Source organism: Parabacteroides merdae ATCC 43184 (assembly GCF_025151215.1).
Taxonomy (GTDB): domain Bacteria; phylum Bacteroidota; class Bacteroidia; order Bacteroidales; family Tannerellaceae; genus Parabacteroides; species Parabacteroides merdae.
This window is the reverse complement of the sequence record NZ_CP102286.1, coordinates 3,525,489-3,550,090: the sequence shown is the minus strand read 5'-3', so window position 1 is coordinate 3,550,090 and position 24,602 is coordinate 3,525,489. Positions and strand designations below refer to the sequence as shown.

The following is a 24,602-nucleotide window of genomic DNA, read 5'->3' as shown; positions in this document are numbered from 1 at the left end:
TGTTCATGGCTCCGACACCCGGATGTTTGGGAAGATTACATACCAATCTGTTGTAATCAAGATACTTGCTAAGTAAAAAAAGACTGTATGTTTTACAAAGCATGAGTAAGATGTGATACATAAGTACACAGGAGTGATACATGAATCCGGCATGTATCACTCCTGTGTATCATGTTTACCAATGCTTGCAAAGCTGTTAGTGATAGAGTGACAGAGGATCTCGAAAAAAGAGTATGGACATGGACATAGAAGCACTCTGAACAAAGCGTCAATTAGTTTTCTTCTTCACTTTGAAATGATCGAATCCTTCCCCGTATACACCGATAACGGCACTTTGCGAAACGAAAGCCCTCGGATCAATATCATTGATGATTTGGAAAATCGTATTGGACTGGCTCTTTTTTGCCAAGACAAACATCATTTTCACTTGCTTTCCCGTATAAAGCCCGGTCCCGTCGATCACAGTCACACCTCTATGCAAAGCATTAATCTCCCTACCGATCTCCTCATATTTACTGGAAATAATGAAGAACTGGACCGACTGGCGAGAGCTGTTAACCACCTGGTCAATCATATACCCTGTGACAAACAGCGTCACATACCCGTAAACAACCTTCTCCAAATCGTGTAGCACAAAATAGCTGGACGCGATGATGATCATATCGCAGAACATAATCATACGCCCCAAGCTGACATCCCTGTATTTGTTGACAATCGCTGCAATAATATCCGTACCTCCCGTACTCCCGTTCGCAGTGAAAGCGAAACCGATACCGCTACCGCAAAAGATAGCCCCCAGGATACAAGCCATAAACGGTTGGTCGTGCAACAATTGAAGCCCGGATGTCAAACGCTGTATCACGGAAAGGAAAAACGTCAGGACGAAAACGGCATACACCGTCTTCATACTGAACTTCCAACCCAAAATCTTCAGCGAGAGCAATAATAGCAAAGCATTAATGGCAAAATAAGTGTATTGTACAGGCAAGCCCGTTCCCCAATAGACAATAGAGGCAATACCCGGAACCGCCCCGGAAGGCAAATCGTTTGGCAACAGGAAAACAGTCCACCCGATTCCATAAAAGATCATACCTAAGGCGATCATCAGGTAGTCCTTTAATTCTCTGACCATTACATGGTTAGAGTTCATTGACAATGTTGGTTTCATTCTTCGTTTGTTTTATGCGGCTGCAAAAGTACAAAACAATTGACAATTGAGAATTGAGAATTGACAATTAAATATCATTCCCTTCCCGATTGGCAGTTATCCATTGTCAATTCTCAATTCCCCATTCGTCCAGCCACTCGATAACCGGCTGTTCGCCTTCGAAACGGATAGGCAACCAGATATAACGGCCGTCTATGGCGTTCTTCGGTGTCCAGCGGTCTCCCATGTAGATGAACTGTCCGGGCTTGCCGGGAACAGGCAGCACATAAGTGCTCTGCGAGTGGAAAGAGGTTTCCGAATCGGCTCCCACAAACGGATTCGCCAACTCTTTCCACGGCCCCCAGATAGAAGATGCGACAGCGGAACGGCCTGGATTCGGCGCCCAGCCGGTGCAGCCGGACATGATCAGATAATACTTGCCGTCTTTCTTGAACATGGCAGGCGCTTCCATGAAACGACCGACAAAGAAACGGGCGTAATTACCGGAACAAGCCGTATAATCGTCCGTCAGCTCGGAAATATGCAACGTGCTGTTATCCTCCGAAGCGTAGATATGATAAGCCTTTCCATCGTCGTCGACAAACAGGTTCATGTCACGTGCCATCTGCCCGCTCTCAAAATCGCGTCCCAGCAGGTTCAACGTGTCAGGATGGGCAGGCAGACCACCTCCACCGAAACCTTTCTTCGATTCTTCGGGAACCGGACCTTTATGGATATCCAACACATTCTTCGGCCAGAAACCGGCGTTCGGACGATCGGCAGACAACAACTTGTACGGTCCTGTAACCTTTTCGCTGACAGCCACACCGCTTTTGGCTCCCGTATAACCGGCGCCTTTCGGTTCAAGATGGAACCACATCACGTACCTACCCGTCTTTTTATTGAAAATCACCTTTGGCCGCTCCAGAATGCAACCTTTCACGATCGGACTCGACTCGTCATCCGAAACAGACAAAGCGATTCCTTCGTCTTTCCAGTTATATAAGTCTTTGGAAGAATAGCAATGAACGCCGACCTGGGCTACATTTCCCCCTTCGCCTTCTGTCTTATGCTCGCCGAACCAATAATAGGTATCGCCCTGCTGCAACATACCGCCGCCATGAGCATTGATGTGCACGCCGTTATTGTCCGGCCAGATTTCACCGGGTTTAAAAACATTCCCGGCCTGTGAAGTCCCGGTTTTCCCTTTACATCCGCACAAAGCGAAGAGCAACAGCAGAGGATAAATAGCAATTCGTTTCATACTTGGCTGTTTATACATCGCAGATACGGATACATTTCTCAAGCGAGGCGATTTTGTCTTCCTGCTTCGGGACAAATTCCTGTCCGACAAACCCTTTATAGCCGGTTTCCACAATCGCTTTCATGATAGCCGGATAGTAGAGTTCCTGCGTTTCGTCGATCTCCGCACGGCCGGGAACGCCTCCGGTATGGATATGAGAGAAATACTGGTGATATTTCCGGATATGCTCGATCACGTTTCCTTCCATGATCTGCATATGGTAGATATCATACAACAGCTTGAAGTTCGGCGAACCGATACGGCGGCACAGTTCCGCTCCCCAAACGGTATGGTCGCACAAGTAATCCTTATGACCGACACTGTTCAGAAGCTCCATCGTGAGGACGACATTATACTTTTCGGCTATCGGCATCAGACGTTTCAGGCCTTTCTCGCAGTTCTCCCACCCCTGCAAGTCGGTCACACCGTTCCGGCGCCCAGCGAAACAGATCAGGTTCGTCAGCCCGGCCTCGGCCACCATCGGAATGACTTGTTCATAACTGGCAACCAGCTCGTCATGCAACTTGGGATCATTGAACCCCCTGTCGATACCTAAGCCCGCACCCTGCGCCATCGCAACCGTCAAACCATGTTTCTGCACGATAGGCCAGTCTTTCGGGTCGAGCAGTTCTATCGATTCGATTCCTATGTTTTTACAAATCTCACAAAATTCATCCAACGGATAACTGCCGAAGCACCACTTACTTACAGAATGGCGGATATTGCCTTTCAGCGGCTCCGGTTTCTCCACTTTCTTCTTCTTTGCGGGAGCTGCTGCTTCCATACCGGATACAGCCATCGCTGCGCTTCCGGCCAACACCGTCTTAATGGCGGTTCTTCTCGAAATGTTTTTCATACTATTCTTGTTCTTACGTTAATAAATTATTTAATCAGCTCCCATTTGCCTTGCAAATAAGCCTTGTCGATTACGCTTGCCAACGCCTTGTCGTTTGTCCGTTCGGCCAAATCTTTCAGGTCATTGTACAGATAGAACTGCAACCAAAAACCATAATGATAGCGTTCGCGAATGGATTTCGGCTGCAACATCAAAGCATACCATTTGGTATTCAGTTTTTTGGTTTTTGCCACTTCGACCGCTTTCTCGGCATTCTTCCACATGGCATCGGAGACTTTCGATTCGAGATCGACAAAATCTTCGTACTTCATGGAAGCGGTATTGATCACCTGACAACGGTCGTCCAGCCCCAGTTCTTTCATGGAAAGGCGTTGTTCGAACACCTTGTCGCCATCCAGGTCGAATTCCATCAGGTCGAAGAAGCCGTTATTGTCCGTATCCGTATATTTGACAGTCGGAAACACGGTCGGCTCGGTCTCGATACGTTTCGGACCGTAACCGTCATAGATTCCGCCCATTCCCTGATAGTAACGGGCATTCTGGTCGATGCGCCAGCAACCCCATTCGGCTCCGTACAGGTGGATCTTGCCGTCTATCGGGCTGACATACAACTGCCCGTGGCCGGAATTGTCCTCATCCCATTCACCCCGGTCACCCGCCGGATCAGCCTGTCCGTTATTGTCTATTCCGCCTTGGTTCTTTCCTACCTTGAACGGATCCCGCGGCTGGTACAACTCCACGCGTTCCCAACGGTTGCAATCGTCGTCCTCATCGTAGGTAAACCAGACCTTATCCCATTTACCTTCCTTGAACGTCAAATCCCAAGCAGCGTCATGATCCGGATATAACAGTTCCGGAAGCTTACGCCAACGGGCATCGAGGAAGAATGTATCGGCTTCGGGAAGTCCGCGCAGGTTCTTGTTGATATGTTTCTGGTTTTCGTAGTTGAAGCCGGGACCTGTAAAATGAATGGTCATATCGAAATCGAACTCATTGCCCGGCGCATTGTCGTTATCCGTATCCATCGAGACGGAAACCCAGTCGATATCACCTGAGAGGACGGAATTTGCCTGTCCGTTCTCTTTCACGATCTTGGGAGAGTCGCAGAAACGGATCGCCATCTCTGTCAGCCCGTCATTGTCGGGATCATAGAACAGGAAAGGGTTTTCCCAGTTCATACGGACATCGTTCACACGTTCGGTCGTGCTGTGTATCTTCATGAAAGTGCTCTTCCCGTTATAATCTTCGTAGAAATCCGACAGGCCGTTATGTATCCAACAGCGGAGGGTGAACGTGTTCCAGTCGATATAGTTGAACACGTCGTCCTTGTCCGTATCCACCACCCACATATAATGTCCGTTGCCGGTCTTCATCCGATTTGCTTCGGGGATATTGTCGACTACGACCTGCATGGCCGGATTACCGTCTTCATCTTCGCCCACCCAGTCGATGATAAGGTCGCCGTAACCACCGTAGACACCGTCCTTATTACGGTCTATCATCAGGCAGTCGTTATCGGTATCTCCCTCCAGATCGCCGTACTGCATATCGTCGTCGTCATCGATCCATTGCACCGGAATGCCGTTGGCCGTCACCGTACGCAGGATATCCGGATCACCGTCACCGTCCAAGTCTATATAGGTAGGCTTATACCCTGCGGGAGCAGGTGGCAGCCGATAAGGGATCAAGAGGGTATTTGCATTCCAATATTCCTTTTTCCCAGAACCGTCCGTCTGTGCGGAAAGTCCTTGTGCGCTCAGCAGCAGGGAGCCTGCTGCCAACAATAGCGTAATCGGTTTCATGATATCGGTAGATTAATCTGTGATTTTTATGTAGGTAAGCCATTTCTGTATCAGGTCTTTCACTTCCTGATAGTAGGTGAAGTCATACCGGAATCCCCAACCGTGTCCTCCACTGGGGAACATATAGAGAGAAGCCGGGATATGGTGTTCATTCAGCGCCGTATAATAAAGGATAGAGTTCAACGGCGGAACGGTCTGATCGTCATCGCTCAGCAGAAGCAAAGTCTTCGGTGTCTTATCATCCACCTGTTTCTGCAAGGAATAGCGGTCTACCAACTCCTTATTCTCGATATCTGTGCCTAAAAGGTTCTTCTTGGAACCGCCATGTGTCGTCATATTATCGAAGCTGATCACCGGATAATAAAGGATTGCAAAGTCCGGCCGGTTGGCATCTGCTGCAAGCGTACTGAGTGAAGCTGCCAAATGTCCGCCTGCCGACGAGCCGATCACTCCGACCTTATTCGCATCCAGGTTCCATTTGGCTGCATTGCCCCGAATAACAGACATCGCTTTCTCCGCATCGCTCAGCGGGATCGTATGTACACCTTCCGGCATCCTGTATTTCAAAACGACTGCAACAAACCCATTCGAAGCGTACCATTTCGCCATATCATGCCCTTCATGATTCATCGCCAGCCCTCTATATCCGCCACCCGGACATATCAGCACCGCCGGCGCCGCTTTCCCGCCCTTCGCCGGATGATAAACAAAGATTTCCGCCTCGCCCGCTTCCGGCTTATCCGGCCAGAGCTTGAACTGTTCTACCTGCTGCCCCCATACCACGGGTACAAAGAACGATAAGAGAAGTAAAAGAATGTGTTTCATAAGGTATTAATTCTTAATCATTAACTGAGTTATTAAAAACAGGTGCTAATGTAACGAAAAAAGTAAGAACTAATGATAAACCGGAGAAAAAAACTGGACGACTGCATCAAAATCCGTTTTTCCACAAAAACGAAATCAATCATTATCACAATTAAATTGCCAATTCACTCCCTTTACTAATAGTCTACCAATACCGTTAAGTTATAAATGTCATTCTACAAAACTTTAGAACTTCAGGGCTATTCTGGATATAAGCATTATACTTTTCACTTGACTTTATAACCCAAATAAACGGACGAGCAAATCAAAATTTGAATCATAGAATGAGTTTTCCCAAGGGGTAGAATCAATCTGTTCTTTTCGAGATTTAAGGCACTCTATAGCTTTATCATATTCTTTATGATAAATAGCCGTACACCATTGAACTTTTTGATCATTCGGGAACCTAATACTCCAAATTTTAACCATATCATCCGCTTCTGAAACTTTTCCTAATTCCTGTAAAGCCAATGCACTCAATAAATTCCCTGATTCGAAATACTCTCTTGAAAATTTATAATTTGCAACCAATGATAAAATTTCCAGTTCTTTCTGCCTATCTCCTTGTTTTTTTGCAACTTTCGCTTCCAGATAGTTTTCCAAACGATTATCAATCATATTATCATAAGGTTTTCCGACTCCTAAATTTTCCGGCCATTTTTTAGAATCTTCCACACTTTTCATAGCCGATTCATAATTTCCAAGATTCAGTTGTTCTATAGCTCGATATAAATTAGCAGCTCGATAAACAGCACGTCCTTCGTATGCACCTTCGTTCGGAAGAACCGACATTTTATTCAATAAAGATATACATTGGCTATATTGCCCCATTTCACATAAAGATTTTGCATATTTCAATCCTATATAATAATTTGATGGATACCGTTTCATATATTTTTCCCCGACTTCAACAGCTTGTTCCCACAGATGATCTGCTACATAATAATTAATCAAAGCGAAACCTGTGCGCCAAGATATCCTTTTTTGTTCTGCTTTTAATAAATCCATTAAACGCCCCTCTCCTTTTTTTAAAGAAGCACGACTTAAATAAAACGGAGCATACTCTACTTCCCCACAATTATCAAACAGCTCCAATGCTTTTTCCTTATTCTGATTTGCCCAATATATTAAACCTTCGTAATAATCGATTTTCCAATTCGGCCGAAGTGTTTTAGCCCATTCCAGAACCTTTATCGTAGAAGAACGGAATGGAAAAATATATTCAGGAGACAATTCATTTGCTCTATCCAACATCTCCAGACTTTCCGATATATTCCCTTTTTCATATAACAGCCAAGCTCTCTTATAATTAGCAATAGGATAATCATCTATAAAAGAAAATAATATCAAAGCTTCGTCTTTACATCCTACGGTTTCATACCACTCTGCCATTTCCATGAATGTCTCAAAAGACAATTCACTACGAATCAACGAAGCAAAACTATTTTTATTAGCCTCATTAAATGTTCCTAACAGAAGATCTTCAAAACGAGCCAAATGATATAATGGCAGATCATCCAACAAAGAATCAATAACCGCTTTCGCCTTATTCATCTGTCCCATCTTTCGATATGCAATCATCAAAACCTGATCCGCCTTTAAATTCTGTTGATTAAAATCCTTACTTTTCAATGCATAATGTTCAGCCTTTTTCCAATCACAAGCAATCAAAAACATTTCTGCTAACTTTTCGTAAGCAGCACTGCGAAAAGAAATTGAATATGAAGCGACAGAAAAACCATCTTTAGCATCCGTTTCATTACCTAAAGCCATATTGCACAAACCGTACAAATAATTAGAATAACCATCATAAGCATTGACACTTAAAGCTATATGGCAATTAAACAATGCATCTTCATAACGTCCTTGACGATAATACAATGAAGCCAAACTCGTCAAAGCTGGAAGAAAATAAGCCTCTTTTTCTAAAGAAGCAGTTAAATACTTTTCTGCTTTGTCATATACTTTCTGGTTCATCCACTGCTCACCTTGTATGTAAAGACCATACGCGGAATTCCAATCAAAGTCAGCAGGCAGTTCTTTGGGACGATTTGTTACATTATCAGAAGTTTCTTCCGAATAAACTAATAGATTATCCCCTATTACCACCTTTAATCTTCCACATGTACCCCTACTTTTAAATGGAATCGAATCTTCCCAAGTTTCTAAAACATCACAATTAAAAAAAGTTGAATAAATCTCTTGTTCACCCTCATACAACTTTACTGTTGTCGATAACTGTTGCAAGGGAGAAAAATATAATTTTAAACAATTCTTTTCTTTTAATACATTCAAAGCTCCTATACTGCTAACTTTGGATACACCCTTAATATTCCTTACTGGAAACCAATATTCTATCCAAGTGTCTGTTGCTTGAGGACTAAAAGCCGTATGCTTATAAGGCGTAAAACAACTATTCGAGGCTGGTTGGTTAAACATCCGACCAGACTGAAGTTCTATATATTGCCCATCCGTATCGGTTAACAAATCTTTCCATATCTCTCCTTCACGAGATAATCCCCAAAGGAATATTTTCATACCTAATTTCTCGTCATAGTTAGCATGATGAATAGAACCGAAATCATCATCATGCCAATAAATCCCATAAAAATCATTATATTGTCCTAAGACATGATAAGATTTCGAATTTCCGAAATTGTTCTTTTCATACCAAGATATATCACGCCCTTGTTCATCGAATGGAAAAGAATGAAGTTCCCCTCCATGACCAATATAATTTGTTCCCGGATAACAAAACTGAGCATTCCTTTCTGCTTTATAAGCTGCATTCATCCACTGATAATAAGGTTGGTCAATCGACGAACTATTATACCATGTTGTTTTCGTAGTGAAATAAGCTTTATCTTTAGGTAAATTAACTTCAACTGTCCAAAATGTACGAGTAATTAAATCAAAGGAAGAGATATAACAACTAACACTTCCATCACTTTTTTTCTTCGTCAGATAATCAACTGGAGTACTTGTTGTCGGAGCATGTCCGATAATACCAAAATTAAATTCAATGCCACCAGACGTCCAAGGCCCTCGCATTGCAATATCACGGAATTTCACCACATGATTATTATAAATAAACTCCTTCTTAGAAACTTTATCAAAAGCTCCCCATATTTTTCCTCCTATTTCGGGAAAAAGGGTCAAACATATATAATCATTTTCAAGCAAAACAACCTTCCATTCCTTATCTATACTTTTTTCAGAAAAACCATCAAAACGAAAATAAGGATAGAAAATGTCGGAAGGGTTAGCGACTGGATCAGGATCTGAAAAAGGATAAGTTTTCATATTCTGTACCATTTCTGTAACAGACGCTCGTTCATGTTGTGCATATAAAGAGTCCATTATCATCAAGCAAAAGAAAATAAAAATACTTTTCATATCTATTATGCTAAAAAATTATGTCAAATAAAAAATTGAAATCAAATAGGCCAAAAAGAGAAAAGGAAAATCTTTTAAACATGAAACCAAAGATTCTCCTTTCCATTCTTTATGTTTGTTCCAAACTATTTTGAAATAGACAGGATCAATAACAATCCCTCTTTTCGTTTTATTGGAATCATCTCGTCTAAACTAAATGTAGAAGCTTGTTGAAAATCATTGACAAACGGAGCTTTCAATAGTGCTTTCGTCTTATCCATTCCTAAAGAATTCCAATCTATGATCAGATGAACATTCCTATCCGATTCAGAAAAATTACCTACAGAAATCAAAATACTATCTGTTTTCACAAAAGCAGTAGCTTTAACTTCTGGATCAGAAGTTTTTATAGGACAAAATTCATCCCAATATCCTAACATTTTCGCCTCCTCTATACCAAAGGATTTCCACAGATTCCATACAGGAGCAGGAGAAAATCGTCCATACGAATGACGGGCTGTCGTTCCATATACCATTCCCAGAAAACGATTTCCTCCGTCTTGTAACATTTCACTCATAACACCAAATGGAATCCCAGAAAAAGTAACAAGCCATTCATCCGGACGCATTTGATTATATTTAAAACTCTCACCAAACCACAATCGATCCACATACGGGAAGAAATCTGTATATTGATTAGCCGGACCTATGGAATACCCAGTATTTGAATGAAGATCAATTAAAGCATCGGGGCGATATTTCGCAATAATCTTCCTAATTCGTTTCATAACAGTACGATCGAAAGAAACATCATCCATATAAATACCATCTATTTCATAATTTTCAAACATCCAACGCAAACCTTCCAAATAATAATTAATCCAACGTGAAAATCCATTCAATACTAATGCTGCATCCGAACAATCCTGAGGTAATTCTGTATACCATGCAGGCTTATAGTCATCTATCAAATGCTCACATTGCCATGGCAATCCATATCCAGGCCCAGAAACAAATATCTCATGATTCAAACTTTTTAAAGCATAAATCTCTTGAGCATAATTAGTCAATTCCCGAATGGTATAATACAGCTTAACTTTCCGTCCGAATTTATGCTCATGATCAATAAATGCAACCAAAGAATCTCGCACAATAAATGGATAATTAATAACTGGATTCAAAGGCTTAGCATGATGAATATTAATAATATTTGCTCCTTCCTCTGCCGCCTTATCAAACCCTGAATGTATGGCATGATAATAGCGTTCAGAAAAATGCTTACCTGAATTCAATCTTTTAGAAGGAGTTATCATCAATGCAAATTCATAATTTTTCGGCTGAATCGATAATGTATCCACTCCCGTACTAGCTATAACTTTTGCACCTAACCCTTTTGCTCCAGACACCTTTATCATACCTTTTCCACTATTTGCCCAAACTCTCGAAGGAGCAGGCTTATAATCATTCAATAAAGGACCATGATAACTGCCTCCTCTATATTCTACATGCAAACCTGCCAAAGCATTTCCCATCCAATAACTATCCCAAGGTCCATCCCAATTCCATTGATAAGTTACCGGACGGAAACCTCCGTCAAAACCAGTTCCCATAAAATACTCCGAGGCATAAGGTGTATAATCCGTTTCCAGACGTATATCTTTCACAATTAAATCCCGCTCTGTCGAAACTTTCAAATCATAATGCACATAGCCATCATATTCCATAAAAGCATTACTGATAAAATGGATCCCGTCTTTTTCATAAGATGATATCCAAGAAACCATTCCATCCGCCTCTTTTTTCAGAACAGCATCTTCCGCATCAAAAGCAATATCACCATCATTTGTAACAACAACAAAACGAAATGGTTTCGCCAAAACCTGTTTGCCGTTAATTTCTATCGAAGCCGGTAGCCCGTTGGAAGCAATACGAAATGTTTTCTCTGTTGCCTGAATTATATTGCCATTTACTTTCATCGGAAGAAAAGGAGTGACCGGTTCACGATCTTCTCCTATTTGAGAATTCAGCCATCTCAACCTTGCATGCCTCCAAAGATCTCCATCTCCTTTATCAGCCAAAACTTCTCCCGTGACTGTTATTTCTAATGGAATCGTTTTTGTAACGACTTCATTTACCTGAAAATCAATTGTCCCCACATAAGTTCCGATTTTGGCATCTTCCGGAATTTGAACTCCACACCAAAGAGCTTGCACTTTTCCTTTTGGAATCTGGATATCAAAACTTATTGGTTTCCCATCCCAATTTATACCTTCTTGATTAAAACAAGTAATAGATTCTTTTGCTATTTTCGTAGAACCATTTTTCAAATCGCTAAATGAAAGTTTAACGTTATCCAGCCCTTCATGAGCAGCCCACACTCCAATTTGCCAAACATAATACTCATTTCGCAAAGCTACACCAGCAAAAGATTTAGCCGGTCCCTTTTCTATCCAACGAATTGGCAATCGATCTGTCAAACGAATAGGAAATGCTCTATCCTCCGGAAACAAAATCGGCGTTTCTGGGTACTGCTGCAACAAGCTATCGGTCTCATCTATCGTCGCGATAATCCCCATTGGAGTAAAAGCATCCAATTTCGTTCGACTTTCAAAACGAAGAACCTGGGCTATCGGTAAATTAGTTGGTAATTCAGACTTCCATTTGCCGTCTACCTCATAAATAGGGGGAAGATAATCATTCCAAGGTTTACCGTAACGTGCATCACCAGCTCCTTTTCTATATTTATACGGCAAATAATAGATATAATAGAGCCCTTCTCCTGAAATTGGTTCAAATATAATCGTTCCAGACTCTGAAGAAAAATCCAGAATCTCGACATTCTTTATTTCTATGCCAGTCTGTCCATCCACAACTACAACTTTTTTAGTCTCCGGACGTAAATCTGGACGTCGCCAAGGCAATACAGCCTTAACGGCTGTATTGCTATTTATATCGGAAACTCGTACAACTGCTCTATGGTTACCTCGCATATCAACATTCCACATAGAATCCGCAACAACAAAAGGAATTCCATCAGGAGCAAAAGGCTGATATTGGCTATCCCCAGTCAGTATTTCCACTTTTGAGGAACAAGACAATAAAAATAAAAACAACACTATATATTCTATATATTTCCTCATCATATCCATCGTCTATTTAATATCCTGGATTTTGGTCTTCTTTCAACAACGGATTTACATCTATAGCCGTAGTGGGTATTGGCATCAGCATCAAACGTTCATTCCACTTTTTATCAACCACAACTGCACCATTCGGAGCAGTCGACGGACCTTGCAGATACTTTTGGCAATATTCATTACCATAACGCCTGACATCATCATAACGATGACCTTCCACAGCTAGCTCAATGCGTCTTTCTTTTCGCAAAAAATCTATTGCTTCCTGTGTTCCTAAAGATTCTGGAACATCTGGCATACCACAACGGTCACGTAGTTGATTCAATGCAAAACGAACCTGATCATCATATCCTGTTGTCATTAAATGAGCTTCTGCAAACGTCAACAAAACTTCTGCATAACGAATGGTCGGATAATCATCTGCAGACCCATATACACTCGCGATATAAGGTTCCCAAGCAACCATTTTTCGATAACTGAAACCGGTCCAAGATTCATTTCCGTCCTTATTGATTACATCAGGATTCCACTTATAATAAAACTCTCCCACAGCTGTTTCATGCCATCCTTTAAACGGAAACATCAATGTCACATACAAACGACTATCACGATTCTTAAATTCTTTCATATAATCATAAGACATCAACTCTGGACTGGTAGCAAACGTTTTATAATCTTCTTCACTCAAATTTTTTGCATAATTCCAAATTTTCTCATAATTGGCCTTACGAGCATCTACTTGAATCTTTTCCGGAAGTGTTTTTCCATCTACTTTCCAATAAGCATCCACCAAATCTTGCATTGGTTCAAAAGAAGAATAACCATTTTGAATAGACATTGATAACGGAATAAAATAAGTATAACGATATTGATCATAAGCATTCGGATCACCCATATATTCATGAGTCAAAACATATTCAGGATTTGCAGGTGTCGCGTTTGCACCTTGCCAAAGAGCTTCGTAGCTGAACATGCCCTTTATAAATTTATCTTTATCAATTCCTAGTTCAGCGAAGTCTATATACAAGTCCATCTCCTCAGCCTCTTGCTCTTGAGCCGCATTCAGTGAAGTCAATTTAAACAATGAATATTTACCGCTGTCTATCACTGCTTTTGCTGATTTCTCTGCTTCTTCATAATTACCAAAATACAGTGCGGCCCGAGAACGCAATGCTAAAGCTGCATATCGCGTTACACGCCCTATTTCATTCATAAATCCACCGCTATAACTTTCTGGTAATATTTCAGCAACCTCCGCTAACTCTGTTAATATAAAATTACGAACTTCTTCCACAGAATTACGAGCAATTGTCGGAGCATCATAAGGTAATTCTTCTGTAACTATAGCCACCTTACCAAAATATTGCGTCAAGGTCAAATATGCAAAAGCTCTAAAAAAACGTGCTTCAGCCTTTGTCCTGACTTTTAGTTCTTCACTCATATCGCACTCGTCGACACGAGCAATATATGTATTTGCAGTTCGAATAGCATTAAAATCATAATTTCCATAAGGAGCCGCCGTATTAATGCCATTTTGTTGAACCATTTCCATATTCCCTTCCCACGGTTTATGACTATGCGCATTATCCGTACACATTTCATCCCAAATATCCACAGCAGGCATAGATTGATAACAACCATTCAATGCATACCACGCATCCTTCTCCGTTTTCCAGAAATTCTCTGCAGAAATTTCAGCCGGCGGTACAACATCCAAATCACAAGATGTCAACACACTCACTAATGAACAAAACAGAATCAAATTTTTTATATATAATTTCATAAACCAATTTCCTCCTATTAAAATGAAACATTCACTCCCAATGCCAAAGATTTGCTACCTAAGGCACGAACCGTACTACTTGTTGCTTCTGGATCAAAATCTTTCATCTTATGATCTGCACGAATCGTAAATAGATTTTCCCCAGTTAAATAGACTTTTAACGAAGACATACCCAAACGTGAGACTATATTCCTGGGTATATTATATCCGATAGTCATTGTTTTAAAACGGAAATAATCCGCATCAAATACATGATAATCATTAAATGCCCTATTATAAGTAGTATGGGGGCTACTTGCCGTATAAATTCTGGGATAAATTGCATGAGGATTAGGATTTTCCTCACTCCATCTACCCATATGGTATCTCCTCGGATTATCTTGTCCATGAAAAAACGGGTGTACCTGATAAACCTCAAAAGCAACATCTGCCCCACAGATACCTTGTCCAAATATAGAAAACTCAAAGTTTTTATAATTAACTGAAAGGTTAATCCCATAAGTAAAATCAGGAACTTCACAACCGATAATTGTACGGTCACTATCTGTAATTTCTTCACCCCAATCCAATTCTCGCTGAGGAACAAATTTCGTATCACCAGCATTCGGTGTTACACCTCCATAAGTATAATAATGTCCAGCATCAATCTCTTCCTGCGTGTACAAACCATCACTTTCAAAACCATAGAAAGAACCGATAGACTCTCCTTCTCGTAAAATATATTTAGCTACACCATGACCATTTTCCAAGTTATTAATAATGTCATTTGAAGAAGATAGATCCGTTATTTCATTATTATTCGTCGCAATATTTGCGCTAACCATATAAGAAACCTCACCTATTGTATTGCGGTGTGTCAATGCGAATTCAAAACCTCTATTACGAACTTTTGCTACATTTTGTGAAGGTGCATTTGATATACCTGTTTCCAATGGAACATTATAAGCAAGCAATATATCACTCGTATTTTTAATATAATAATCAGCTGTACCACTCAGTTTACCATTCCACAAATCGAAATCCAAACCAATATCAGTCAATGCTACTTTTTCCCAACTCAACGAAGGATTAGCAGGCTTTGACTCCTTAATTACTTTGGCCGATGTATCGTCAAAAGAATAATAACCGGTCCCCGAATAATTTTGGAAATAATCATAATTACCCACATTATTAATATTTCCCAAAGTACCATAAGAAACACGAAATTTTAAATTATCGATAATATGACGCATACTTTTCATAAATGGCTCTTCACTAATCCTCCATCCCATAGAAAACGAAGGAAAATACCCCCAACGATTATCCGCGTAGAAACGAGAAGAAGCATCTGCTCTAAAATTCGCTTCAAACAGATACCGATCCATCAACGTATAATTGATACGTCCAAAATAAGAAAACATTTTATATTCTTGCATACTAGAACCATTTTGATACAATGCCCCAGAAGTCGCACCTGCCGACAAATCACTAAAAGAATCTGCAGGAAAATCTTGTCGGGAAGCCATTAATGTCTCTTCTTGATAATGTTCATAAGATACTCCAGCTAAAACCGAAAGTGAATGAATATTTTTCGTCAAGCTATAATTAGCCATTCCAGTGTAAGTTAAAAAACTATGTTTTTTCCAATTAACTTCCATCGAGTTAGTTGTATTACCCGTACCACCTATCACTGTACCTGGATTAAGAAAACTTGGAACATCATCCTTTAAACTCACATAAGCCTTATTTTTATATTCATACGACTTATAAGTGCCTTGTCCCGTAATAACCAGATCTTTCAAAGGTTTTAAATCGAATCCCAATTCATACATTGAATTCTCAATTGTATTTTTGCTCCAATCATTCGTACTATAAGCCCGCAACGGGTTTCCACCAACAAATGTACCACTTGCCTCATGTCCTGATTCGACAGATCCCCACTCACCCGTAGACTGACGGGCTACAAACGTACTGGGAACAATTAATATATTGTCAAAGGAAGGTGTTCCTCCATCGACATCTTTATTACGCTGTATATATTTCACACTTCCTCTAAACGTTAACCAATCAGTTACATCAGATGCTACATTCAAATTTAAATTATATCGACGCGTATCTCTGTTTCGTATATTCTCCGTATCATAAACATAACCTAATCCTGCGAAATAACGTAATTTTTTTGTTCCTCCTGAAAAATTCAAAGAATGTTTTGTCGTGGCAGTCCAGTCATCAAATAATAAATCCACCCAATTCGTATTTGGATATAAATCCGGTTTTGTCCCGTTCCTAAACAAATTTATCTCTTCATCTGAGTATCCCTGATTTTTACCGGCAGAAGGATTTGTGTTGTATAAGGCCTCATTATATAGTTCGGCATATTCCCATGAATTAACCAAATCCTGTGTATAAGTCGGAGCCTTCATTCCAACCATACCACTATAAGAGACTTCCATTCGCCCGTCTTTTCCTTGTTTTGTCGTAACTAATACGACTCCGTATGCAGCACGTGAACCATAAATAGCTGAAGAGGCTGCATCTTTTAAAAAAGAAATACTCTCTATACTATTTGGATCCAAATTAGAAAAGAAAGTTGCATCAGCAATTGCTCCGTCTATCACATAAAGAGGTTCCGATGTTCCCAAGTTACCACGACCACGAAAATTAATAGACACATCTTTCCCTGGGCGAGATACGATAGTAACGCCAGGAACCGTTCCTTGGATAGAACTTAATACATCTGTCTGTACACGATCTTTAATTTCATCAGAACTAACAGATGCCACTGAACCCGTCAGGTTAACTTTCTTTTGTGTACCATATCCAACCACGACAACCTCATCCAATGCTTGAGAATCTTCTTCTAGCTGAATATTATATACGGTCTTCGACGTTACTGTCACATCTTGAGTATTATAACCAATATAAGAAACTATCAGCACAGACTTTTCAGATACTGTTAACGAGAATTTCCCCTCTAAATCCGTTATCGTACCGTTGCTTGTTCCTTTTTCAACCACATTCGCTCCTACAATTGGCTCACCTCTTTCATCTGTAACTACCCCCACAATTTCTTTAGTTATCTGAGAGGTTATTGCTGTTTTCGTGATAATAATATGTTTACCTGTTACTTTATAAGTCAAATTATTATTTTTGGTAATTTCATCCAGTATTTCTGAAACCAATTTATTTTTTGCATTTAAGTTGATTCGCTGATTACCATCTATCTCCTCACTCTTATAGAAAAACATAAATTCAGATTGTCTTTCGATCTGTGAAACGACATCGTAGAAAGTTCCGTTTTTCACAGATACAGAAATCCGATGTTCCTGTGCGTACGTTGTAGCAGATACTTGAATAACTCCTACTAATATAAGTATTAGTGTTATTTTCATGATACGTGTTACTTTTAGTGACAATGAAACACTGTCATCTCGTTTCTTTTTCATACATTTGGATGTTTTTGTTATTAAATTGTCTCATTCGCAGAGTTTTCCAGACGAGAGCGAAAGAGATCGGTTAACTAATTAAAAATAAGTCTTGAATCGGGAAATGTCGCAACCATTTTCCGATTCTGTTTTTAAAAGGTCGGAACTTTGTACATAGGCAATCAGATTTAGAGGTTCTACAATTTATTTGCTTATTATGAATATGTCTTTCTTTATCCGTTTGAAAACAAACTGTTTCTCGTAATCAATAATACGGAACACGTCCAGAATATCCTGATCCAACGAAAACGTCCCGGTATACCGGATCTGTTCCAGACGAGGATCATCCAAATGGATCCGTACATCATAATAATTCTCCAGACGTTTGACTATAGACGATAAAGGTTCGTCCTTAAATTTATACTCGCCGTTTATCCAAGCATTCGTCAGAGAAGCATTCACTTCGGACAACGAAATCGATCCGCTCTCGTTATCGGCCAAGGCGCACTGGTTAGGCTTCATAAACATACGCCCCGTGGATTCGCTGAACTCATTGAAAGCCTCCAGCATAATCCGGCCGCTCAAAAGCGTAACCACGCTATAAGACTCGTTTTCATAAGCCTGCACATTGAAGGTCGTACCCAATACCGTTATATCCTGTTTATTCAATTTTACAACGAAAGGTTTTTCTTCATTTTTAGTCACCTCGAAATAAGCTTCGCCATCCAGGTAAACCTGCCGGTTTTTCCCATTGAAACTGGTCGGATACTTGAACGTCGTTGCAGCATTCAATACGACTTTTGTTCCATCAGAAAGGATTACCGTATTGGCACGCCCTCCTTTCCGAACATGTATCTCGTTATATACTACATTTTCTTCCGCCAGGTAAGAAGATTCTACCTTTCCATAAAATGCATGAATTCCCCAACCTAATCCGACAGCCAGTATGACGATCGCTGCATATTTTACCCATGAAATCCATAAATTACGGACACGTAATTTATCCCGAGAAGGTTCCTTCTCCTGCAATTTCTCTATGCGGGCATACATTTTCTGCCAGCTTGTTTCGTTCAAGCCTTCCTTCGAGAAAAAAGAACGACGACTGGAATCCGAAATACCTTTCAGCTCGAAAAAATAAGACTTATGTTCCACATCTTCTTCCAGCCAGGACTTCAGGTAACGAAGCTCATCCTCATTTATATCCTGCTGCAGGAAGCGGACTATTAATTCTTCTATGCTATATTTTTCAGACATTCCGATGTTCGTTTATATTATACACGATTATCTCTTCAGATCTACTTACGCAATTTTCAAAAATTTGAAAGAAAAATCAAACAGCTAAGCAAAATACCCCGTAAAATCTTCAATGCCTTATAAAGTTGTACCTCCACCGTACGAGTGGAAATATTAAGCAGTACAGCTATTTCCGAAGTTTTTCGTTCTTCCAGATAGGACATTGTAAAGATTTCACGACACTTATCCGGCAACTTATCCATCTCTTTATAGATAAGCTCCAGGCGCTCGTCTTCCGCAAACAAGGATTGCGGATCGTCATTGTAATATATCTCTTCTATTTTTAATTTGGTCGTGACGGCATTAATATAATCACCTTTTACCTCCTGATGCTTCAGATAATCCAAACAGGCATGCTGAACGGAGCGATACAAATAAGTTTTAATCCCTTCTTTCAAGAACAAAAAAGTCCTCTTTTGCCAAACTTTAAGAAACACATCCTGCACCAAATCCTCTGCAGTAACAGCATTTACATACTTTCCAGCGTAGAAAATCAGCATTGGAGCAATTGATTTATATAACTCCTTGAACTGAATCAACTCTCGATCATCCTCCTTCGGTCTATCCATAACACATGCTAACAAAGAAACGTTTCTACAAGTATAGACGATTTATCCGGGAAAACTACTTACGGAAAAGTTATATTTTTACTTATAAGAGGTTTTTTAACGATTGAAAGAAAAGTTCATTTCGTGTGCTGAACGAATAAAGACCTTTCAATTGGCATCTTATCTCCCTCCCCTTATTGTAATTAATGGTTTATTTAACATTAGGATGACTCAACGATAGAATAAATTCAGACATCGCTTTTTCTTGGACAAAGCGAGTTTTTCTCCATCTATTTTGCCGTTTATCACCACAAAGACAGTCGCCACCACCATGATAAAAGACTTCATCGCCATAAAGACGGTCGTCGTTACCTATGAACCAAGCAGCTCACCGTCTACAAAGACGGTCGTCGTGGTAAATTCCTGCGTACCTCACAGCGAAAAGACGAAAAAATTTTTTCCACAAATGGCCCATGTCTCGACCTTGCCCGCAAATATTCGATTCTCCAGCAGTTAAAGTTTACCACATTGTTGCATTTTATCTGTTTTGACTGACAAAACTGAGTCAATATTCGGACAATATACCAACTTCATAACGTTCGCAGTCAGCTTTAAGTATCGAAATCAAAGCACAAAGCAAAATGAAAACAAACTGAAACTTCAAGTAAAATAGAAAAAGGACACAAAAAGAGGTTATTGTAATTTATCATATGGTAAATTGCACCTGACTAACGAAAACATGCCAACTTTTAAATAAAAACAGAACCCAAATAACACCTTATCCGGATTCCTGCATATTCAAAATCCGGATGATAGTTAATAAAAATCGAGCTATCGTTTATACCAATAGACCTCTCCCCACGTCATTAAGCAACTGGGCTTTTTAACATCCTCCAATTTAATCAATGAAGTCCAATAGGACTCACGATGATCAATCGTATGTCCTAATTCATTTTCATGCCCCGTTATCACGAGTTTTGGATCGAACCCTTCAATCGTATCGGAGAAACGATTCGCCCAACAATTGATCAACAAAACATCCAATGCAGGAATTTTTGTTTTCACATCCAATAACCACGTCAAGTCCTCTTCATTATATTGGTCACCCGTCTGTGCGAAAGTAAAACCTTCAGAAGTCGTCACGACATGGATATTGTTAATCAGTTCACTTTGATGCCCCGGTAATATTTTTACATCTAACTTGCCCCCCTTTGTTTTAAATTCCTTATCGATAATCTGCTCCGAACGGATGTGGGTCACCCATTTATTCCCTACCAAACTATTGTTCGGGGCAATCACTTGTTTTCCCATATCCGTAAACATCCTTACGACAACCGGATCTATATGGTCCGGATGATTATGAGAAAGGAACATAATGTCGCACTGGGCAACAATAGCTTGCATCGTTTCATCCGAAATCAAAGAAGGAGATTCCTTCATCGCTCCCCCACGGTACAAGTCAAAAGCGACAGTGACACTTTTTGTCTTTACTATAAATCCGTCATTATAGAGTTTATACACTTTCATACCCTCTTCCAAAGGTTTCTGCATGTCTTCCAAAAGTCCGCTCAAACGAGATTCCATAAACTGCGAAAGCGTTTTACTACCATCCAAACGCGTATCATGGAATATACCATCCAATAATTGCAATGCTGCTTTACGAGCTAATGCCGGATTACCGGAGGAAGGAGGGTTCTCTTTTAAGAGAGCATCTACTAAATGAAACGTTTTTTCAGTTTGATTCATCAGATACACTTCCTGCTTACCCCAAAAAGGCGCCGTTTTTTCCTGCGCTTGTAACAACATATACAATGGCAAAACAAACAATGACAATAAAAATACACTCTTTCTCATTTAAATAATTATTTAATTTTCGCTCGTGAAATATTACCCTACTTTCGCGTCACATTCAATAAAGCGATATCCGGATGAGTACGCGTTTATCACCTCAACACGAAATGTTTACTAATCTCCTTTGAATTACCCGCATAGAAATCGATAGTCACATGCCGATCAGAAACATTCATTTTATAAGAGCCTGCCGAATTCGAACGGATATAAGTTCTCAGACCTGGCTTATATTCATTCAGCAGTCCACTGTCATCCTCATATTTGGATCCATCCTCTTTTTTATTGGATTTAGCCATTTCGTGAATATTACCGTAATCCCGCGGCTGATCCGACGTACAAGAATAGGTCCCTAATTCCGGTTTAGACCAGACGCTATTGACCGTCATTTGTGTAATGCGGCCACCATCCCCATGCCAATCAGCCAATTCAGTCGTATGAATGTGCCCACAGATACACAAGGCGTTCCGCTGGGCAAATACTTTACGAAAATGTCTACGCGCAGCAGTCTCTTCAGCCGACTTTCCCCCGTGGAAGAACCATCGGCAACTTCCTCCGTCATAGGGCAGAACCGGACCGTGGGTCAATACGAATGTATGTCGGGCTCCTTCACACTCTTTTAGCATCTGATCAATGAGTGTATCATCCGGATCATTGAAATCCAGTACAATATATGCATCATCGCCGATCGTGAAAAAAAAGTTCGTATGCGTAATGGACTTTCCCAATTCCTCAGACATCCGTTCCGGCATATAAGTATGATAAGCCTCTTTTGCGTTCGTTCCACGGATATCATGATTACCCGTCACAGTCACAAAAGGCAAACCATGAAGTTCTGACTTAAAGCGGTTCATCACGTCATCTAACATTTTTTTGTGAACCTTCGGATTACCGCAATCTCCTTGAATCAAGTCGCCCAATTGAAATACCATTTTGGTGTCAGTGCCAATCAGTTGGGCAGCCCGTTTAAGTAACAAAGGACAACGCTCTCGCCACATTTCCCCATTACGGGCAAATTCAGCACGCTGTACCCGATTCAACCATTCTACCGGTTCATTATAGTCTGCATGATACACACTGGCCGGTTCCGTATCAAAGTGTGTATCGCCTAACAATACGATCGAATATTTTTTCTCCAGGTTCGATTCAGATAAAGAAGACAATCGGTTTCCGAATGCCAAACCGGCAAGCGATGTTGCACTAATTGTTAGAAAAGCTCTTCGTCTCATGATATGGTTCTTTTATATGATGTAAAATATAATCTTGATTTAAGATAAGAGGTATAAAAACCTTTCATTTTATACCCCTTATTTTCGTTATTCACATTTTGCAGACTAATCCTGCCAGCCTGGATTCTGCGTAAGATTTGAATTCATCTCCCTTTCCTTTGCAGGGATCGGCCAAATCTTTATCTGTTCACCAACGCTAAGATGCTTGTAAGTAGTCTCTCCCCAAATCTGCATCAAACCATTCGTATTAAGTTCTCCTACCTGTCCGGAAGAATGATCTTTAAACTTCCTGTCATACCATGTACCCCAACGAAGCTCGTTAAAGAACATAGAATCCTCACCGCCAAGTTCAACATAAAACTCTTTCCGAATGCGTTGTCGCATATCCTCCTGCCCGCTCACAATAGTCGCAGGATAAGCCTGATCATTAAGAAGAACATGCCCTACACGCTGTCTTATCCTATTTACAAAAGCAACAGCCTCACTTGTCCTGCCCAGCTCATTCAAGCACTCAGCCCGCCTAAGAAGAATTTCAGCATAACGGCAGAGTATAATATCTTCGGAATAGACCCAACGAGTCGTACATTCATCATTCTCTGTTACATATTTCCTCCAAAGATAATAAAATTTAGAATTTGTATCTGTACGGATGTCATAAGGCTCTCCAGCATCCAGAATGTACGGCCAACGAAGGGTCCAGGTATGATTTCCCACACCTGCTTGATTCCCGTCGTAAGTCGAGTAAGGAGTTATAATCGACTGCATCAGGCGCGGATCACGATCTTCATATGCCTGGCGTATTCTCGCCTCGTTCCCTTGATCCAAATATTTGCTCATATCGGCACCATAAGAAACCATATTATTATAAAGAGCCTGATAATTAGAAGTTGCTTCAGTTGTTCCCCATTCTCCTTTACCGGATTGAAGTCCGTCACGCAGAAAGAAAGCAACCCTTTCCTGGGGAGTCATCGAATGCCATCCGGGACAATATTTTTCCCAATCAAATTCGGAGCCATCCGCACACTCGTACATTTCCACAAAAGCAGGATTCGGAAGATAATTGTTCCAAGCAGAACCACCCGTACAACGATTACCATAATTGATTCCTCTCGGGTTTCCCATCCCACTTGTCTCAACACACTGTACTGAAAAAATCATCTCATCACATTGCTCATTAGCCGGTTTAAAGAGCTGAAAGAAATCTCTGTTTCCTTTTACGCCATTACTCGGACTGTAAAGTGCATATCCAAGCCCTTCAATCGCTTCAAAGTCTGCAAGAGCCTTAGCATAATCTCCCATAAACTGATAAGTATAACCTCTAAAAGCATAAGCAGCACCTTTTGTTATACGTCCATAACTACTATTACCTTGAGCATATTTACCAGGAAGATTAGGCTCATTAATACAATCCGTAAGATCTGAAAGAATTTGCTCCCATACCTCAGCTTCCGATGAACGCGCTTTGGTTGCTTCCGAACTCTCCACATTTTCCATATAGATAGGAACACCTCTCCACAAGACATTCAAATGATAATATGCCCAAGCCCGCAGAAATTTACATTCGGCTTTCAATCGTGCTTTCTCGCTGTCATCCATTTCCGGGACATTATCAATGTTGTTGATAACATCATTAGCCCTATACACAACCGTATAATAATATTTATAATGATTACCTACATTTCCATTCGAAGGCGTACAAGAACCGGAAATCACGAAACAATTATTCTTCCAGTTCATATCGATATCCATTACGGACGACCAGGCATCAAACGGAATACCGATAGAAGGACTATCGTAATTCTTAGAGAATTTCTCATACAGTTCATTATAAACCCCCATCACAGCCGCACGGGCCAAGATAGGGCTGGTCCATACATTCGAACTCGAGAAACTATAACTTGGAGATGTATCAAGAAGATCGCCGGTACACCCTTCCAAACCGAATAACATGCCCGATAAAGTTCCGATGATAGCTATTTTTCTAAATAATTTTTTCATATTCTCAATATATTA

General features: G+C 40.5%; 14 protein-coding genes. All 14 read right to left on the bottom strand.

Annotated features, from left to right (window positions below; all coding sequences use genetic code 11):
• Nucleotides 1-268: 268 nt before the first annotated feature.
• The 14 genes from NQ542_RS14520 to NQ542_RS14455 all read right to left on the bottom strand — a co-directional run bounded on the left by NQ542_RS14520 (nt 269) and on the right by NQ542_RS14455 (nt 24,587).
• Nucleotides 269-1,168, bottom strand: a complete 900-nt coding sequence (locus NQ542_RS14520) for a YitT family protein (RefSeq protein ID WP_005645231.1) — start codon at nt 1,166-1,168, stop codon at nt 269-271.
• 106 nt (nt 1,169-1,274) lie between these two features.
• A complete protein-coding gene (locus tag NQ542_RS14515; protein WP_005649812.1) occupies nt 1,275-2,411 on the bottom strand; it encodes a glycoside hydrolase family 43 protein in 1,137 nt (378 codons plus the stop codon).
• A gap of 10 nt (nt 2,412-2,421) precedes the next feature.
• A complete protein-coding gene (locus NQ542_RS14510) occupies nt 2,422-3,306 on the bottom strand; it encodes a hydroxypyruvate isomerase family protein (RefSeq protein WP_005639694.1) in 885 nt (294 codons plus the stop codon).
• 26 nt (nt 3,307-3,332) lie between these two features.
• Entirely contained in the window at nt 3,333-5,108 is a 1,776-nt protein-coding gene (locus NQ542_RS14505; protein WP_005639691.1) for a hypothetical protein, read from the bottom strand.
• A gap of 12 nt (nt 5,109-5,120) precedes the next feature.
• Complete coding sequence (locus NQ542_RS14500; protein WP_005639689.1) at nt 5,121-5,933, bottom strand: alpha/beta hydrolase; 813 nt, start codon at nt 5,931-5,933, stop codon at nt 5,121-5,123.
• Nucleotides 5,934-6,209: 276 nt separating this feature from the next.
• On the bottom strand, nt 6,210-9,368 hold the full coding sequence (locus tag NQ542_RS14495) for a DUF5107 domain-containing protein (protein WP_005639685.1): 3,159 nt from the start codon (nt 9,366-9,368) through the stop codon (nt 6,210-6,212).
• A 125-nt stretch (nt 9,369-9,493) separates the two neighbouring features.
• Entirely contained in the window at nt 9,494-12,490 is a 2,997-nt protein-coding gene (locus tag NQ542_RS14490) for a glycoside hydrolase domain-containing protein (protein ID WP_005649807.1), read from the bottom strand.
• Between the two features lie 13 nt (nt 12,491-12,503).
• Nucleotides 12,504-14,267 (bottom strand): RagB/SusD family nutrient uptake outer membrane protein, encoded by a 1,764-nt coding sequence (locus NQ542_RS14485; protein WP_005639682.1) that lies wholly within the window; start codon nt 14,265-14,267, stop codon nt 12,504-12,506.
• Nucleotides 14,268-14,284: 17 nt separating this feature from the next.
• A complete protein-coding gene (locus NQ542_RS14480) occupies nt 14,285-17,692 on the bottom strand; it encodes a TonB-dependent receptor (protein ID WP_005639680.1) in 3,408 nt (1,135 codons plus the stop codon).
• 183 nt (nt 17,693-17,875) lie between these two features.
• Nucleotides 17,876-18,925, bottom strand: a complete 1,050-nt coding sequence (locus tag NQ542_RS14475; protein ID WP_005639678.1) for a FecR family protein — start codon at nt 18,923-18,925, stop codon at nt 17,876-17,878.
• Nucleotides 18,926-18,981: 56 nt separating this feature from the next.
• Entirely contained in the window at nt 18,982-19,464 is a 483-nt protein-coding gene (locus NQ542_RS14470) for an RNA polymerase sigma-70 factor (RefSeq protein WP_005645211.1), read from the bottom strand.
• Between the two features lie 879 nt (nt 19,465-20,343).
• Nucleotides 20,344-21,366, bottom strand: a complete 1,023-nt coding sequence (locus NQ542_RS14465; RefSeq protein WP_005649803.1) for an MBL fold metallo-hydrolase — start codon at nt 21,364-21,366, stop codon at nt 20,344-20,346.
• 89 nt (nt 21,367-21,455) lie between these two features.
• A complete protein-coding gene (locus tag NQ542_RS14460) occupies nt 21,456-22,589 on the bottom strand; it encodes a metallophosphoesterase family protein (RefSeq protein ID WP_005639672.1) in 1,134 nt (377 codons plus the stop codon).
• Between the two features lie 105 nt (nt 22,590-22,694).
• Nucleotides 22,695-24,587 carry a RagB/SusD family nutrient uptake outer membrane protein gene (locus tag NQ542_RS14455; RefSeq protein WP_005639669.1) on the bottom strand — a complete coding sequence of 631 codons (1,893 nt, stop codon included), beginning with the start codon at nt 24,585-24,587 and terminating at the stop codon, nt 22,695-22,697.
• Nucleotides 24,588-24,602: the final 15 nt, after the last annotated feature.